We start from the raw sequence: 15,980 nt of genomic DNA on the forward strand, positions 1-15,980 counted from the left end.
ATGGTTAATGCTTGTTATGATCTGCTGAGTGAGGGACTGGTATAAAACCTGCTATGGGTGTCGGCACTGTTTTAAAAGATATGCTGCTGACTATAGGGTGCCTTCATAATGACAATAGCAGGCGGGGACACAACGACGTTTTTTCTGTGTAAAGAGTCTTATGGAAAAGAACGGCGTGCTAAATTTGCGGCATGAGAAGGATTATGTTTGGCCGCCGATGAGGCTACACATATGTGACAGTCTGGATACTATGTACTGTGTCACATTTCGTGCATGGACTCCTGGCACAACCATTCGGACGCTATTGCCCTGTATAGTGAATATGCCGGCATTAAACACAAAATGTTTGAGTAATGCATCTTCTTTGACAAAGTTACGCGTCATGTGCAGTGTGATGTGGTTCTTGAAGTGTGTCACCTCTGAAATGCCTATTCGTGAGCATAGATGTTTTATGTGTAGTACGTCTAGAAGGTTCTTCACCTCGCGTGGGGGTGGCCCAAACCTGTCTTCTAGCTCTGTGACGATGTGTTGTATTTCCTCAGGAGTCTTGAGGCTACTCATTTTTTTGTACATTTGCATTCGGAGATCAAGCTCCCGTATGTACGATTCGGGAATTCTCACGTTCGCGTTTATGTCAACCTTAACGTTAAGACAATTACCCGAGGTGTCTTTGGCCATTTTGCACGTCTCAATAGCCTCTTCTAACATGCGGTGGTAGAGTTCTACGCCTACTTCTTTTATATTGCCGGATTGCTCTTCCCCAACTAAGTTACCAAAGCCCCTCATATCCATGTCTTGTAATGATAGGGAGAAACCTGATCCTATGCTATTAAGTGATTTCAATGTTTCGAGACGCTTGAGCCCGGGAGAATTCATTTTGGCTTTCTCTGAAAGAATTAAATACGCATATCCCTGACTAGTACTTCTCCCGACCCGGCCTTTTAGTTGGTACAGCTGTGCAAGCCCGAATGTATCTGCATTGTATACGATGATGGTGTTTGCAAATGGTATGTCTATGCCGCTTTCTATTATGGATGTTGTCAGGAGGAGAGAGAACTTTCCGTCATAGAAGTCGTTCATTGTTTTGTCGAGCACTTGTGCGGATGTTTTTCCGTGTGCTACAGCTATTTTTACATCTGGCACCAGTGCCTTAAGTCGCTCCAGCACTGTGCTAATGTCGGAAATGAGGGGACAGGTAAAGAATACCCTTCCACCGCGGCTAACTTCGTCGTATATTGCGGTTCGTATTATCTTGTCATCAAAGTGTGTTATTGAAATATTCACCGCCGTTCTGCCAATAGGAGGTGTTTTTAGTACGCTCAGGTCTTTTATTCCTGACAGGGACATATGCAATGTTCTGGGAATAGGTGTTGCTGATAGCGATAGAACGTGGATGTTGTGCTTTAGTAACCGTAATTTCTCTTTTTGTTGGACGCCGAAGTGTTGTTCTTCGTCGATGATGAGTAATCTGAGGTCTAGAAATTGGATCCCGTCAGACAGCAGTGCGCTTGTGCCTATGATTATGTTTATGCTTCCGTTCTCCAACTCATGTTTGATTTGCTGTTTCTTCTTGGCGGTTGCCTTGGAAAGCTGCTGGATATTTACATTTTTGTAGTTCTTGAACCTTTCCCGGAATGCGATCAAATGTTGGCGACACAATAAGGTAGTAGGCACAAGGACTGCTACTTGGCAGGTTATATCTTCGTTTACAATCAAAAATGCTGCCCGGAGCGCCACTTCCGTTTTTCCGAACCCAACGTCCCCGCAGATGAGTCTGTCCATGACTTTTCCGCTTGCGAGGTCATTTTCCACATCGGCAATGGCTTTTAGCTGATCTTCGGTCTCGACATACGGGCACTCCTTGCAGAAGTCCATGTAAGTGGTGTTGGCAAAAAACTGGCCACCTTGGGCCAAACGGCGCATAGCTTCGGCACTCATAAGGGTTTTAGCTATTTCATCGATCCGTTTTTTCAGCTTTGTTTTTCTTTCTTGCCAAGCTGCGCTGCCTAATCTATCCAAAACAACATCAGTGCTTGTGCCGTGCCGAGTTATTAGGTCAGTATCCTCTACTGGCACAAATAATTTGTCATCATTTCGGTACATGATTTCGACGAAATCATGGCAATTACCGCACACTGTAAGCGTTCGCAGTGCGCTAAAAATTCCTATACCATAGTCTTGGTGTACTACTATATCTCCAATTGTTAAGTCAGATTCATTGCTGTTTATCGTACGTTTAGGTTTTTTTACGGAGCATTGTCTCCCAAACAGGCTGTACTCTGTCAGGACCACAAAATCTCTTGCCTCTATATTTCTGTGTATCGGCAGTATAGCTATGTTGTGGAGACCTGATATTTCTGAGTACTTTCGTACACAAGACATATACACATCGTGAGATTTGAACTTCTCCGTAAGGTACTGCATGGATTCTTCGCAATAACAGGCTACTATTGCGGGTTTGCTCGACGTCTTGACGTAATTTATAAGTGCGGTAAGGGCTGTTGTACCTAATTCTTGAGCTTGAAGTCTGAAGTCTGGTATGGGTTTCAACGTGCAGTGTGATATCACGGGATCAGTGTCGCATTGCGAGGCTGTTAGTGTCGAGCCCAAACCGCAAGTAATCACTTTTGCAAATCTGCGCATTGCTTCGTCGTAGTTTTGCTCATCAAGAAACAGTGCTTCAGGTGACGTTGCAGCCTGCTGTGAAGCATATTCGGTCCGTATGTACTCTATTTGTTTCACAGTATTTGACGACACAGATTCGCTGAATACTAACTTCGCATCACCACGTACATAGTCAAAAAGAGTCTCCAGGGGATCCTCGTGCAATAGGGGCAGGAAGTATTCTTCACCTATGTGTTTTTGTTGTGATGCTATTGCCTCGTATAGTGTGGGATGAGTGTTTTTAATGTATGCGCCCTTTTTGCAAAAGACTTCGAGGTTATCACTGCTTTTTATCATTTCTGATGCAGGAAATATGATCAGGTTTGTGAGCTCATCCCCGGTAGTTATTTGCGTATCTAGATCGAAAGGCTTGATGGATTCAACAAAGTCATACTCAAAGTATATTCGTACGGGGCCTTCATCGACAGATTGGAAGATATCCACTATCTCACCGCGTGTTGCAAAGCTTCCCACTTCCTGCACTATTGAGGAAGACCTGTGATAGCCATGATCAACAAGATATTTAGTCAAAGCGTCCATTGAAAGGTTTAACCTTGGCCTTATGCTCAGAGCTAGAGAGTTCACGGTACGTCGCGGCAGGACTTTTTGTATTGTTGCGCTGATTGAAGTTATGAGTATGTAGGGTCTTTTAGCAGATACCAACTCCAGCAGGCATTTTATTCTGGCTACCATAACGTTGCTGCTTGGAGACATCCCACGGTGAGGGTGTGAATCCCACGCAGGAAAAAGGAATATGTCTCGGGTATTGTCAAAGAATCTCAACGTGTTAACTAGCAGCTCCAAAGGCCTATCATCGCCCAGTATGTAAACAAAGGAGAGCTCGTTATCGCGCAGACACATCTCGGCAAATAGCGTATCTTCCACCTCTGGAATGACACCCGATACTATCTCCAAGGAACTCATATTTTGAAAAATTCAATCGTCATACGCGCAGCTAAAACCTACATGTAGCATGTGGATAAATTACATCCTGCGCGGCACACAAGAGGACTCATGCTTGTAGGAGAGCCAGCAACTTGTTAGAAGCTGCACCTAAACTGCAGGGCTATGGCACCGGCACGAATGTCATTGTATTATGCAGGGTATTAGAATACAATCAAAAACGATGAATTCGTAGTACTTATGGGTGGTGAGAAGGTTATCATATATACCGATGGTGCGTGCTCTGGCAATCCTGGGCCTGGAGGCTGGGGGGCTGTTGTTCTTTACCATGATGGTCAGGAACGTAGGCTGTCGGGTGGTTGCCGTGATACAACGAACAATAGGATGGAGCTTACTGCAGTCATAGAGGCGTTGGTCGTGTTAGGTGAGGGGTGCGACGTGTGTGTTCACACAGACAGTATCTATGTCAAAAACGGTATCACCACGTGGATTCACAAGTGGAAAGCAAACGGCTGGCGGACATCTAGCTCGTCTGCTGTGAAGAATGTTGATTTGTGGATGGAGCTGGAGAGGCTTGCTTTGCGTCACAATGTAACGTGGGAGTGGGTTAAGGCCCACGCTGGGAACAGATACAACGAAGAAGCTGACGCGCTTGCAAGGGGTGAAATAGCCAGCCAAAGCGCTGGGCATTGAATAAGGTTACGTGCTGCGCGAGGGTATGGATTAGGTGCTATGAATTCTGTGGTGTGGCTTTGTGTAAAGTTGGTGTTCGTGCTAGGCGTGCTGCTTTTTGGGGGCATCCTGTATTACAACGTTAGCACAAAGGATACGCTAGAGTTTCGATCACGGCTAGTAAATTTGTATTTGGAACACAAGTTATCCAAGTTTTTTTTCGGGGCAGATGTAAATATTCGTGACGTTAAGCTTACGTGGCGTCGTGCAGATGAGAACTTTTTCCTATCGGCGCAAGGAGTTACTGTTGTCGACAAAGACCTGGGGGTCAACATAGAAGCGCCTGAGGTGTCTATCTATTCCAAGATTGGCATTCTATTTTTGTGGGGCTATTGGGGTGATAGTCGCCTAGATATTGCCAAGATCGGGGTTGATATATCCAAGTCCCGAAGTTTGGCCAATGTAGCAAAAATTCCGATCTCCGTGGCAACTCTCCGAGAGAAGCTTTTAGTGTTTGTGCGTTCTGATATTCCGGTGAAAGTCGATAGGCTGGTTATCCGTAATGGGGGCGTAGACGAGGTCGTCATGGAGTCTCTTAAGTTTGGTGCTGAGAATGAATACGATGGCCGTGTATTCAGTTTAGAATTTGTCAGTGGAGAGTCGGCAGTTAGAGTACGCCTGTCTGAGCACTATAAGGGTGTAGTATCGTTGCACGTAAAGTATAACAATTTTCATACGAGGCTTTTAAGGCATCTAGAGTTTCTTGATGCAAGACTTGCTCAGTACAAAGATCTAAGGCTGTCGGGCACGGCTGATATGGTACTCGATGCAAACGACCGCATCGAGTACGGAGATATAAACTTGCACAGTCTTGTTGGCACTGTCCCATATGGCGTTGGGCATGGCGTTGACGTCCAAAGATTTAGGGCGCGTGTAAAATACAGCGATGGGAAACTACAGGTTACCAATTTCAACCTTTTCGCAGACAACATCGCTGTGAAAATGAGTGCGAATCTGGACACATCCAGTGGGCGCGTTGACGTCAATGTAGGGGGCTATGAGGTTAGCGCACAGAGGGTGTGTGAATACTGGCCAGAGGATGTTTATGGAGTAATGCGCGCGTGGTATTGCGAACATGTTTTGAGCGGATTCTTTCGTGAGCCACAGATTGCCTACCGTGGGCATATAAATGATTTTAAAAACCCAGATAACTACATAGTTAGTTCGCATTTGAAAGATGCGGTGCTGCTTATAGGTGGGGGCTATGGCGCTGTTAATATCGTAGATGGAGGGCTGCTATTCCACAAGGGAGATCTGGTTATCAGATCTGGTGATTACAATTACAAAGGACTGCACTCCAAGGAGGGCATAGCTATCATGAAGGGGGTGAAAAGTGGCAATGCTGTGCTAAAAATAGAAGGAAAAGCCACTAGTGATGCAGAGACACTGTACGAAGCCTCTGATGTGCGGGACATGTTGAATATAGGTGGGGAAGATGTAACAGGTGAAGCCGTCACAAAATTTGTGGTAGAGGTTCGCAATATCATGAACGATGAGGAAGTTTCCACCAGCGTTAGCGTGCAGTCAAATGTTCGAAACATGCGTGCAAACCGAATACTAGGAAGCTTTGATGTAGAAGATGTGGATCTGGGTGTGCAATATTATGATGGGTCCATAACAGTAAGTGCTCAGGGCAAGATGAACGATAAGGACATTACTGTTGTTGCTACGAATGGAAAAGGTAACGATAAAATACATTGCAATATAGATGGATATATTTCTGGGAAAGATTTGCGGAGATTAAGCGGTGCAGCAGTTATGCTCGGCATCAGTGGGCATGCGAAAACTCATATAAACTTGATAAGTAACACGAGCACTGGCAGTTCAAGCATTGATGGCGTGTTAGATGTCTCTACATTATCGTTGGGGGATCAGGAAGGGTATTTTAACTTAGGTGAGCAAAAAAGGACTCTGACATTTTCTGCGGGGATAGAGCCGGGCGGCCTGATAAACGTTAGTAAGGCGGTATTGCATGGTGATGGGGTGGATGTTCGGCTTAATGGGAAGATAGGTGCCGGAGAGGTTGATTTTGTTGCTGATAAGATTGAGTTTCTCAAGACCAATGCGAAGGGATGGGTAAAGGCAGTAAACAATAACGTTGTGGTTAGGCTTCAGGGGGCGTTTTTAGATTTAAGCAAAGCGAACCTGGCCGCATTTACGAGAGGGTATTCTTCCGCGCCAGGTGCGAATAACAACGTTTACATTAGTGTGCAGGCTGACCAAGCTTTGATGAATGACGATGTACTGATAGAGAATCTGGGGTTCGAATTCAAACGTGGTGACAAGCGTGATACGCGTGTTGGTATCACTGGTAACTTTGCGGGGGACTTGGAGCCTTTCAATATTAGTTACGGTCCAATAGGTTTGGAGGTGACTACGGGTAACGCTGGGAAGTTTTTACGAGCTATCAATGTCTTGAGCACGATTGATGGCGGAAGATTGTCTATATACATGTACCCAGACAGCCATGTCGGGCGGACCAATGGAATGTTTTCTATCACTAAGTTTAACATAGTGAATGCCCACATTCTTGCTCAGATATTGACGCTATCGTCATTGAAAGGAATAGGTAACACACTGAGTGGGAGCGGCATACACTTCAGTAAGTTAAATGTCCCATTCACATTTGGTAATGACATGATTAGCTTTAGCGAGTCATGGATGGAAGGGGTTGAGCTTGGCATCAGCCTGGGGGGTAAGATAGATCTTACAACTAAAAACTTTGACGTTCGTGGTCAGATAGTGCCCGCATACGCTGTCAATAAGATGGTATGGAACACTCCATTTGTTGGTAAGTTACTTACTGGTGGTTATAGCCGCGGAATTGTTGCCATAGATTACAAGGTTAAAGGCACCACCAAAGTTCATGATATCTCCGTTAATTTTCTATCCATTTTGGCCCCAAATTTACTCAAGAGGGTACTGAAAGTTTTGGACTACAAAACAAAGCAGGAGGGGGTTACTGGTCGTCATGTGCCTTTAGGGCGCGACGAAGCTGCATAGGTTTTTAGTCCAGATTTGTCTGTGCCATGGTGCAGTGGTGCCAGGCGGGTGTAGTCCTCTGTTTCAACAAAAATTCTTTGGTCTTTGATGTTACTATGCTCCGGCGTAATCCATACTTGAAGCGTCTTATATGTTCTTTTCCATCGCTAGTTTGTATTTCTTTCATCGGTTGGAGATTGCGTATTTGCAGCATTGATGTATAATCAATTTCTGCTACTGGGGAAGAATTTGCGCTTGGATATGTCAGATAATAACGATTCTACTGGGTGTGCTGGGTACTCTAGGGTGCTGCTGAAGGTTTCTGGCGAGGCGCTTGTAGGAGAGAAAAAATTTGGCTTTGATCAAGGCGTCATAATCAAGCTTTCGCGCGATCTAAAGAAGGTGAGAGAGTCCGGTGTCGAGCTGTGTATAGTAGTAGGTGGCGGTAACATATTTCGTGGTTCATCGACATCGTTTGGATTTGAACGTGCCAGTAATGACTACGTAGGCATGCTAGCAACGATGATCAACGCATTAGCGCTGCAGAATGCTCTTGAAGAGATGGGTGTTGAGAGTCGCGTACTTTCGGCGATACCTATGACGGCTGTTTGTGAGACCTACATCAGGCGGCGTGCAATACGTCATCTTGAAAAGGGTCGAGTTGTTATCTGTGCTGCAGGTATCGGTAGCCCGTTTTTCACGACTGATACCGCTGCGGTACTGAGAAGTATAGAAATGCGCTGTGACGCCATATTTAAAGGCACGCAAGTGGACGGTGTGTATTCATCGGATCCCAAAAAGGACAGCACTGCAACAAGATATGACAGGATTTCCTACCATGATCTCATAGCGTCTGATTTGAAGATTATGGATGCTGCTGCGGTGTCGCTAGCAAGGGAAAACTCTATACCCATAATAGTCTTTGATTTGGGAAAGGATAATGCTTTCTCCGAAGTTGTGAGCGGGCGGGGCGTATTTACTACTATTTCTGGTGAGGGGGTGGCGTGACTAGTACTGTAAGGCAAAACGCCCAAGAGAGAATGGAGAAGACTCTTGCTATGTACTTGGGGGATATCTCGGGTATAAGAACGGGGCGTGTTAGTGCTTCGTTGTTGTCTGGTGTGACAGTGAATTGCTATGGTGGGAAAATGAAACTGAACGCTGTTTCTAGCATTTCAGTGTCAGGTAGGACCTTGTTGGTGACACTTTGGGATGCTGGGATAGTAGGAGCGGTAAAAACGGCCCTTGAGACCTCTAATTTGGGATTTGGTATGTCTTGCGAGTCCAGTACCATCAGGCTCGTTGTTCCGGAGCTTACCAATGACGTTAGAAAAAATCTGGTGAAAATGCTGAATAAGCTAACGGAGGAGAGCAAAGTATCTGTGCGCAACATAAGAAGGGATGCTATTGAGAAGCTAAAGTCCATGGAAGAGGGAAAAGAGATCTCAGAGGACGATGTTCATAGCGTCAGTGCGGAGATACAGAAAATCACCGATTCATTCATAAAAAAGATAACTGAAGCATACATAAGCAAGGAAAGCGAGATTCTGGGATAGAGGCGTTACCCTTTGGTGGGATTAGTTTGCGCAGCAAGTGTGGTCCTGGTGTGTGCAGACGACGATGGGACTGAAGGACGTTGTTTGTGGTGTGCTGTTTTCGTAGCCTGTAAGTCATATTATGTGTGGGTTGTCAGCTTGTAGTGACTGCCCGACGTGCGCGCATTGATATATGTTCTCTGGGCAGGAAAGTGGCTGTGGAATGGGGTCTCGCTTTACAACTCGCTTCGTAATAAGGCTTTAGTTTACAATTTATGTTATTAACATATAAACATATAAGCAATTCTGGTTAAATGTGGTTTCATAAGTCGGGTGCGGTGCTGTCATATTGTCCGGCTGCCTTGTAGCTGTTGGCGCAGTGTAGGAAATGTGATAGACAATGCTCTGTGGTTAAGCGCGCAGGGCAGTGTTCTTGGCTTTAAGAGAACTTTATTTTGGGGGAGTCATGAAGATCAGAGAAGTTAAGGAGATGCCTAGGCGGTTGGTTCTCGGGCTTAGGGACAGACTATCATGTAGTGATATCGGCTCCATGGACAAAAACCTCTTGGTGCGAGCAGCGACCTCAGTATTTTGGGGCGGGATTTTCTTGACAGGCCTGTTTTATGGGGGTGCGGCGTTTTACTTTCTATTGTTCCTTTTAGCTATGATTTCCTCCTTTGAATGGCACACGATAACGGTGGGAAACAGGTTGTTTTATATTCCTGCTGTCTTCATGATAGCCTTGCCATACACCGCCATGGCGTACATATACGCTTTGCCTCATGGTACGATAATACTCAGTTGGCTTCTGGTAGCAATTTGGAGCACGGATGTTGCGGCATACTTTCTTGGTAAAAGTTTAGGAACGAGTAAAATCATTCCTTCTATCAGTCCAAACAAGACGTGGGTTGGCCTGTGGGGAGGTATGGCTTTTAGTGCCATAAGTACGCTCGTGATGTCCATGATTTTCGGAATATTTTTTGTGTCCCACGCTATAGTTATAGGTGTTATCATAGCGGTAGTGGCTCAATGTGGTGACATTGCTGAATCTGCAATAAAACGTGTGTGTGATGTTAAGGACAGTGGTTTTATTGTTCCGGGTCACGGTGGGGTTATGGACCGCATGGATGGGTTCATATTTACAGCACCGCTGGTAGCTTATTACATAAAGCACTTTTCTAAGTTCTTCATAAGCTAGTACTTGCTGAGTGCTACTGCAGCTTCCTGCGGAAAGAGTAGGGTAGTTTCACATCCTAATCAGGGATTTTAGCGTGCTATTTGTTGCTGAGGTTTATGCCCGTTCGGGTACATTGAGAACAGATCGTAGGGACATTGTTTGGAGTTTTGCACGGAAGTAAGCAACTGTATTTCCGATCTTGTTGTGCCGATAGTCGTGGTTTTATATGCACAACTGTTTCCGCAAAGTATTAACCAAAGCATTTATATTTCTGTTGTATGACTTAGATTCCCCACGAGAACGCAATGCGTTCTCGTGGGGATATCATATCAAGAGCTAGTTGTTACCAGGAATGTTGCCCTGGAAATCTCTACTGTAAGCCATTGGTGTGACGGAGGATGGCTCTATTACAGTACCTACTGCCGATGGCTGTACATGCGTTGCAAGTATATTAGAAACAGAGTGCGCAGAAGATACGCGTGATGTCACAACACTGCCATACCCACTACTGGATGGTTTAGGATTGGTATTGAATGCAGGTGGTGTTGATTCCATGACGGAGGCGTATTGCGTCGTAGTGCTATATCCCCTCTTGGCAGGAACTTCATTATGATATCCATGGTCCACACCACCTATATCATAAGTAGCTGTGGCATTGTCATAGCGGCGAACTCCCGACGAGCTACCTTCGGTAAAGTAAGGACGTTTGGGCTGTCCTCCTAGGTACCCAGGCTCAGTGACTGATGTTGCACTCCGTTTGGTATTCCCGAGATTTGTAGTGCAATACGCGGCGCTTGCGGGGGCCCGCTTTCTCCTACCTCTTGAAGCAGCTCCAGTAGCTTTGCCTCTACACGATTTTTGTGCGGTTGTGGTTCTGCGAGTGGTTGGCCCTGAAGTCGTACCTGTATCACTGACATAGGATGTACTAGGCGTGCTTATTGTAAACTCTGATGCCGTTGCTCCAAGCATATTGCGTAGTGCAGTAGTATTACCCCGGTTTGAAGGTTGTTCTTCCCGTATGCTGCTGCCTCGGGGTATAGTACCCACATTGTAAGAAGGGCTATACACTGAGAGTTGTCTGGGTTCTTGTACTCGTCGGGCCCTGCGACGTTGAAGTTGATTTTCTTCGATGCCAAAGTGAACAGTGCGCGAAAGAGATTTTTGCGACTCTGTGTCACGTTCGTAACTGGACTCTGCGTGGACGCTAGCGGCACGCTGTACGAGTGCGGGGGCAGAACTGCGAGTATGTGATAATGCCATTGGCACGGCAAAGAACGATACTTCAGGGTCAGATGATGGTACGGTACTTGTTGTGTGTCCTGTACTCCGTTTATAACGTTTTTTGGATTCCAGCGAACTTACAATCTTGTATCCGCCTTCGAGCGCTGCATCGACGCTGTTCAACGTTGGGTTAGATTCAAGCGGACCTTGTGTCTCCACAAATGTGCCTATCTTAGTTTGCTGTTCAGTTATTTTTATCGTGATTGCACCGCTGCCATATTCATTTTCGGTTAAACGCCTAGTTCCCTGCTGTTGAGGAGTATTATCGGCAGAGGTGTATGTATGCGAACCTGCTGTATTATAAGTTTCACTTGAGGCGGGTATAATACCGGATCCCTGACTACCGTCGTTAAATAGACATTGTGAGTCTCCATGTTGTGCCAGGTATGCTTCCACATTTCCTGAGCTCAGCCTCCGGGTATTGGTAGCTCCTGACGACTGTTGATCAGTTGTGCTGTTGTCCAGAATAGCTCGCACGGTAGCATTCTCTTGCAACCTTGATATTGCATGCCACTCACTGGAGCTTAAAGACATGTTCCCACTAGCACTTCCTCCAGGAGCCGATGATGCTTCTTGCCCACATTGGTTGCCCTCGTAATGAGAAAAGACAGTGGAATCCGTGGAGCTAGCAGTGTTGCTTGACTCCGTAGTAGTGCTTGCAGACGATGGTTCTGCAGTGTAGCTGTCCAAGATTTTCCGCAGAGCATCCTGCTCTCTCTGTAGCCTTGCGATGGCAACACTCCAATGGCTGCTGCCGAAAGATGTGTCCTTGGTTACTAGTCCCGCGTTAGTGGTAGATGCTCCCTTTCCGGAATTTCCTATTCTGTTATGTGGGTGGGTTGTTGTGCCTGAGGTATTTCCCAGCTCCGTCACAACACTTGTTGGCTGACTTCCAGCTGCGGTGTATCCCGTTTTATGTTGTGTGGGACGCTGTATTGCCAGTGCCCTATTTTCTGTACCTAATTGGTTTGTGCTTGCAGATATGTGCTCATTGTATATTCCGGTGCTGGATGTCCCTTGTTGAGGTTGTCCCATACTGTGATGTGAGGAACCCATGGCACTTGCTCTCCTGGATAATACAGTTCTTTGAGCCTCCTGAGCAGCCGTGGCAGACCACTGCCTTTGTTCTGATCCAGTGCTCCGTATCTTAAAGGCAGTCTCGAAAGTTGGTAGTGCCTGGGTTTGTTGTCCAGGGTTAGAATACGCTGTAGTGTTAGAGGCGGCCTGTAATGGATAGGCAGAACCCAATATGGACTGGGACCGCGATGTTGTATAATTGATAGGGGCCTCAGGTTGTACAATAGCTGGTTGTTCTGATGAAGAAGAGCCCATGTAACTATTTGCGTAAACCCCAGGTATTTGCATATTTTCAGTAGTGGTATTTAGGAAGGATGCACGTTTATTAGCAATTCGCGTTCCAACTATGCTGTTTATAGGCATTTCGAATATGCAGCTCATGAGCTCCTGGTCAAGTCGATGGCCGTAAGTTAAAAAGTCCTCGCGTGTATTAGGAATATGATTGCTGAGATAGGCTTGAGTCCTGCAGATGTCCTTGTAAATCCGTTCTGGCACTGGAAGATTTTTGTACTCGGAGCCCTGGGCAAAAACATTTGCGAGTAGACCGGTAGATACGTAAATTGCACATTCTTCATGCCTCAGACTATGGGAAGTATGGCGTTGCAAAGCACCCACGGCGAGTTTTAGGTATTCCATGACATAGTACGACACGTTTACATCAAGTATCTGAGAGCAGCTAAAACAATCATGGTCAAAAGAGAAACCTCGGTGCTGCTCCAGTAGTGCCGAAAAATCCCTGAGCATGAGACTGTCCAGGCAGTGTACAGTTACCAGGATGTTGCGAAGTTCATCCTGGAACTCTGTAACAACAGCAGGAATTTCCTCATTAAATAGTGCTGCTGAGTCAGGAATTGTGGGATGCAACATGCGGTAGATTTTAAAAGTAGCAGGAAGGGAGGATGCCGTTGCATCTGCAGATTGCATACAAGAGAAAGGATCGACCATAGAGGCTAAGAGTACTTTTGGGTCGTAGGTGGAGTTTGCTCCAGAACTTTCTGCTTCTTGAGCAGCGTCAATTCTTGCACCTGACAAGAACATGTGCATTAACATTACTAAATACTTTTGTGTGCCTCTGAAGAAAAGTAGAGAGTCCCCAGTGTAGAACCCGAGCCTTTCAATCTCATCGCTCAAATTAACCAGGTGTTGGATTTTTTGCGCAAGTCCTGGATAACACTGCTCATGGTTGTAGAAAGCCGCCTCCGCTTTGGCCGCCGCAACGACAAACAAATTGCTGGCATACTTTGCACTTGTTTCAAGTGTGTAGGTACCAATGGACGCAGACATGTTGTCCTTAATGCGGAAAATGTTGCCAACAGTCATTAAAAGAGACAAGCACTGAGCTAGCGTCGGTACGTCCTCTCGTGTTTCAGGCGAGTTTAGTACTTTGTTTGCGTATCCTATCAGGATTTTTACCCACTCCACTAATTCTCCCGTAGAAATAACCCACGGTACTGAATCAAAAAACTCCTCTAAGTGTTGATTTATGTTTTCTATGTCTGTGGAGTCAGAGTCGGGCAGGCAAATCTTTGTTACGCTGTTTAAAGCTTCCCGGGATACTCTTCCAACCAGGGACTCTAGTTCATTGGTGGAGTAGAACTTTTTTCTCACGGGCTGTAGAGTACTTACCATGATACTCAGCAGGTAGGGATGTTTTTCCCTGGGATGCTTTTCCGTATCGAGGATTATTTGGTTGATATCATCGTAAACGGTGAGATCAGATGCACCGTGACGATAAAGTTCAATGGCAACTCTAAGCGCTTCCAGCGCTTTTTCTGCAGTGTGATACGAATATTGCCGGACAACATGTACATTGCTGTTTTGTCCTAAGACACCTTCTACTCTATCAAAAACCTGTTCCAAACGTTCTTCTGAAACCACTCTGGCTGTGTTGTGAATGGCGTTGAATGCGCTATTTATGTAATACATCTGGAGCGATACTGCGTTTTCGATGATGGCGTTTCTTAGTTCATGCGGAGTCATATTTACGTACCTCTACTGCGACGGTTGTGCGAAATGTTATAAGTTATTAAGGAGTGCACATTTCGTAAAAATGTCAATAATCTTCATGAAAAAAAGTGCGTCAAAACCTCCTCTAGCGCGCGTTAGCGATGCATCACCTCGTGCATGGGTTGGCGTAATAGATGAAAACAATAGTGAATTCATAAATCTTGCTGTGTTCATAAAACTACTCTGTAGCAAGCGAAAGTTGTTTTAGTGTTATGTCCTGGGCAACCTAGTGTACGTTGTTGTTCCTGATGGGATGAGCCTCACGATCTTTCAGGATAGCTCTTAACTATTTCGGAATACGCGCACTAAACATTGTGATCTGCACTATAGAATAAACGGCTGCTATGAAAGAAAGTACCAGAAAGCACACAAATGTTTTCGGGTTGATAATGCCATTATCGCAACCAACACTTGCGTTGTTATACGCAGTGTACGTGTCGAGGTGTGCGACATTTTGCTAGTGCAGGATGTCTTTGTGGCCGAAATTATTGCAGCGCAAGGCCCATGTTTGTATATGAAGTGCCTTGTTATTTGGTGCTCTAACACAGTGGGAGAGATACTAGGCTTGTGTGTGTTTTACATGTGGTATCGCGACAGCGTGGGGTCCACGCGGGGGCTTACCTAGTTTCTTATCTTTTCTCAGTTCTACTCTGTAATGTGCGGTAGGAGGCCTTTTATGTAACCCCAAACATCTCAGGAATTGCCTGTCATCAGTTCAAAAGCTAGCATGGCAATGGATTCTTATTGAGCAATATTTAATACTTTGGATTTTTGCTCTCCAAATTTTAACTCGATGATCCAACATTTGCATAGCTGAGGTTCGTTATGGGCGCAGATTTCTGCAAGCTATGCCTGTCCAAAGAACTTCTCAATTCTTTGTAGCACTGTAGAGTAGCCTTCCTGCACGCCTCCTATACCGAGTCTGTATAAATCTTTGTCTAATGCAATGTGCGTTGATTTATCCCAAAGTCTGCATGTATCGGGGCTAATCTCATCGGCAAGTACAATATTGTTGTGGTCATAGGGGTTTCGACCAAATTCCAATTTAAAGTCCACTAGCAACACGTCTACTGCGTCAAATACCGTACGGAGCACGTTGTTTATTTCCAGCACCAAGGCGCGTATGTGCTGTAGTTCACTGTGTGTTACAAGCTCAAAATGCAGGGCATGGTCTTCGGATATCATGGGATCTGCGAGCTCATCGCTCTTGTAATATAGCTCTACCAATGGTGCAGAAAAAACTTTTCCCTTGGGTATACCAAACTTCTTGCAGATGCTTCCTGCAGCAATATTGCGTACTACGACTTCTATAGGAATCATGTCCAATCTTTTTACACGTTGCTCGCGATCATTGAGGAATTCAAGCATGTGGGTGGCGATACCGCATTTTTCTAGATGTTGCATGAGCAGGTAGCTAATTCTGTTGTTTATAATTCCTTTGTTTACAATGGAATCCCTCTTTAAGGAGTTAAAGGCAGTAACATCATCCTTAAAATGCTGTACCACTGCGGTTGCGTCATCGAGCTGTATTATTATTTTGGCCTTTCCTTCATATAAAATCTCACGGCTTTTATTCATGGAATTCCTCATGCGTTTGCCGCATTTTACAATTTGGCGGATAA

General features: G+C 45.4%; 9 protein-coding genes. 6 read left to right on the plus strand and 3 right to left on the minus strand.

Annotation, left to right across the window (positions count from 1 at the left end):
* Positions 1–201 precede the first annotated feature (201 nt).
* Positions 202–3,588 (minus strand): transcription-repair coupling factor, encoded by a 3,387-nt coding sequence (gene mfd / locus PGW94_RS00735; protein WP_271757545.1) that lies wholly within the window; start codon positions 3,586–3,588, stop codon positions 202–204.
* 219 nt (positions 3,589–3,807) lie between these two features.
* On the opposite strand from mfd, the gene rnhA reads away from it, so the two are divergent.
* From rnhA to PGW94_RS00760, 5 genes are all read left to right on the plus strand, one after another.
* Positions 3,808–4,260, plus strand: coding sequence for a ribonuclease HI (rnhA, locus tag PGW94_RS00740; RefSeq protein WP_271757548.1), 453 nt, complete (start codon positions 3,808–3,810; stop codon positions 4,258–4,260).
* A 39-nt stretch (positions 4,261–4,299) separates the two neighbouring features.
* Positions 4,300–7,302 (plus strand): AsmA-like C-terminal domain-containing protein, encoded by a 3,003-nt coding sequence (locus PGW94_RS00745; RefSeq protein ID WP_271757550.1) that lies wholly within the window; start codon positions 4,300–4,302, stop codon positions 7,300–7,302.
* 240 nt (positions 7,303–7,542) lie between these two features.
* Positions 7,543–8,289 (plus strand): UMP kinase, encoded by a 747-nt coding sequence (gene pyrH / locus PGW94_RS00750; protein WP_271757552.1) that lies wholly within the window; start codon positions 7,543–7,545, stop codon positions 8,287–8,289.
* Positions 8,290–8,321: 32 nt separating this feature from the next.
* Positions 8,322–8,837 carry a ribosome recycling factor gene (frr, locus tag PGW94_RS00755; protein ID WP_410519512.1) on the plus strand — a complete coding sequence of 172 codons (516 nt, stop codon included), beginning with the start codon at positions 8,322–8,324 and terminating at the stop codon, positions 8,835–8,837.
* A gap of 406 nt (positions 8,838–9,243) precedes the next feature.
* On the plus strand, positions 9,244–10,014 hold the full coding sequence (locus PGW94_RS00760; protein WP_271757556.1) for a phosphatidate cytidylyltransferase: 771 nt from the start codon (positions 9,244–9,246) through the stop codon (positions 10,012–10,014).
* 315 nt (positions 10,015–10,329) lie between these two features.
* Here the strand turns inward: PGW94_RS00760 and PGW94_RS00765 are convergent, their stop codons facing one another.
* A complete protein-coding gene (locus PGW94_RS00765; protein ID WP_271757557.1) occupies positions 10,330–14,331 on the minus strand; it encodes a hypothetical protein in 4,002 nt (1,333 codons plus the stop codon).
* A gap of 70 nt (positions 14,332–14,401) precedes the next feature.
* Here PGW94_RS00765 and PGW94_RS00770 point away from each other — a divergent pair, with 70 nt between their 5' ends.
* On the plus strand, positions 14,402–14,566 hold the full coding sequence (locus PGW94_RS00770) for a hypothetical protein (RefSeq protein ID WP_271757559.1): 165 nt from the start codon (positions 14,402–14,404) through the stop codon (positions 14,564–14,566).
* Positions 14,567–15,204: 638 nt separating this feature from the next.
* Here the strand turns inward: PGW94_RS00770 and purC are convergent.
* Complete coding sequence (purC, locus tag PGW94_RS00775; protein WP_271757561.1) at positions 15,205–15,936, minus strand: phosphoribosylaminoimidazolesuccinocarboxamide synthase; 732 nt, start codon at positions 15,934–15,936, stop codon at positions 15,205–15,207.
* Between the last annotated feature and the right edge of the window lie 44 nt (positions 15,937–15,980).

Origin of the sequence: Candidatus Anaplasma sp. TIGMIC (assembly GCF_028204095.1) — a bacterium.
Taxonomy (GTDB): domain Bacteria; phylum Pseudomonadota; class Alphaproteobacteria; order Rickettsiales; family Anaplasmataceae; genus Anaplasma.

Coding starts and splice junctions, on each gene's coding strand:
- mfd (WP_271757545.1), bottom strand. CDS start 3,588: ATGAGTTCCTTGGAGATAGTATCGGGTGTCATTCCAGAGGTGGAAGAT.
- rnhA (WP_271757548.1), top strand. CDS start 3,808: ATGGGTGGTGAGAAGGTTATCATATATACCGATGGTGCGTGCTCTGGC.
- PGW94_RS00745 (WP_271757550.1), top strand. CDS start 4,300: ATGAATTCTGTGGTGTGGCTTTGTGTAAAGTTGGTGTTCGTGCTAGGC.
- pyrH (WP_271757552.1), top strand. CDS start 7,543: ATGTCAGATAATAACGATTCTACTGGGTGTGCTGGGTACTCTAGGGTG.
- frr (WP_410519512.1), top strand. CDS start 8,322: ATGGAGAAGACTCTTGCTATGTACTTGGGGGATATCTCGGGTATAAGA.
- PGW94_RS00765 (WP_271757557.1), bottom strand. CDS start 14,331: ATGACTCCGCATGAACTAAGAAACGCCATCATCGAAAACGCAGTATCG.
- PGW94_RS00770 (WP_271757559.1), top strand. CDS start 14,402: ATGTCAATAATCTTCATGAAAAAAAGTGCGTCAAAACCTCCTCTAGCG.
- purC (WP_271757561.1), bottom strand. CDS start 15,936: ATGAATAAAAGCCGTGAGATTTTATATGAAGGAAAGGCCAAAATAATA.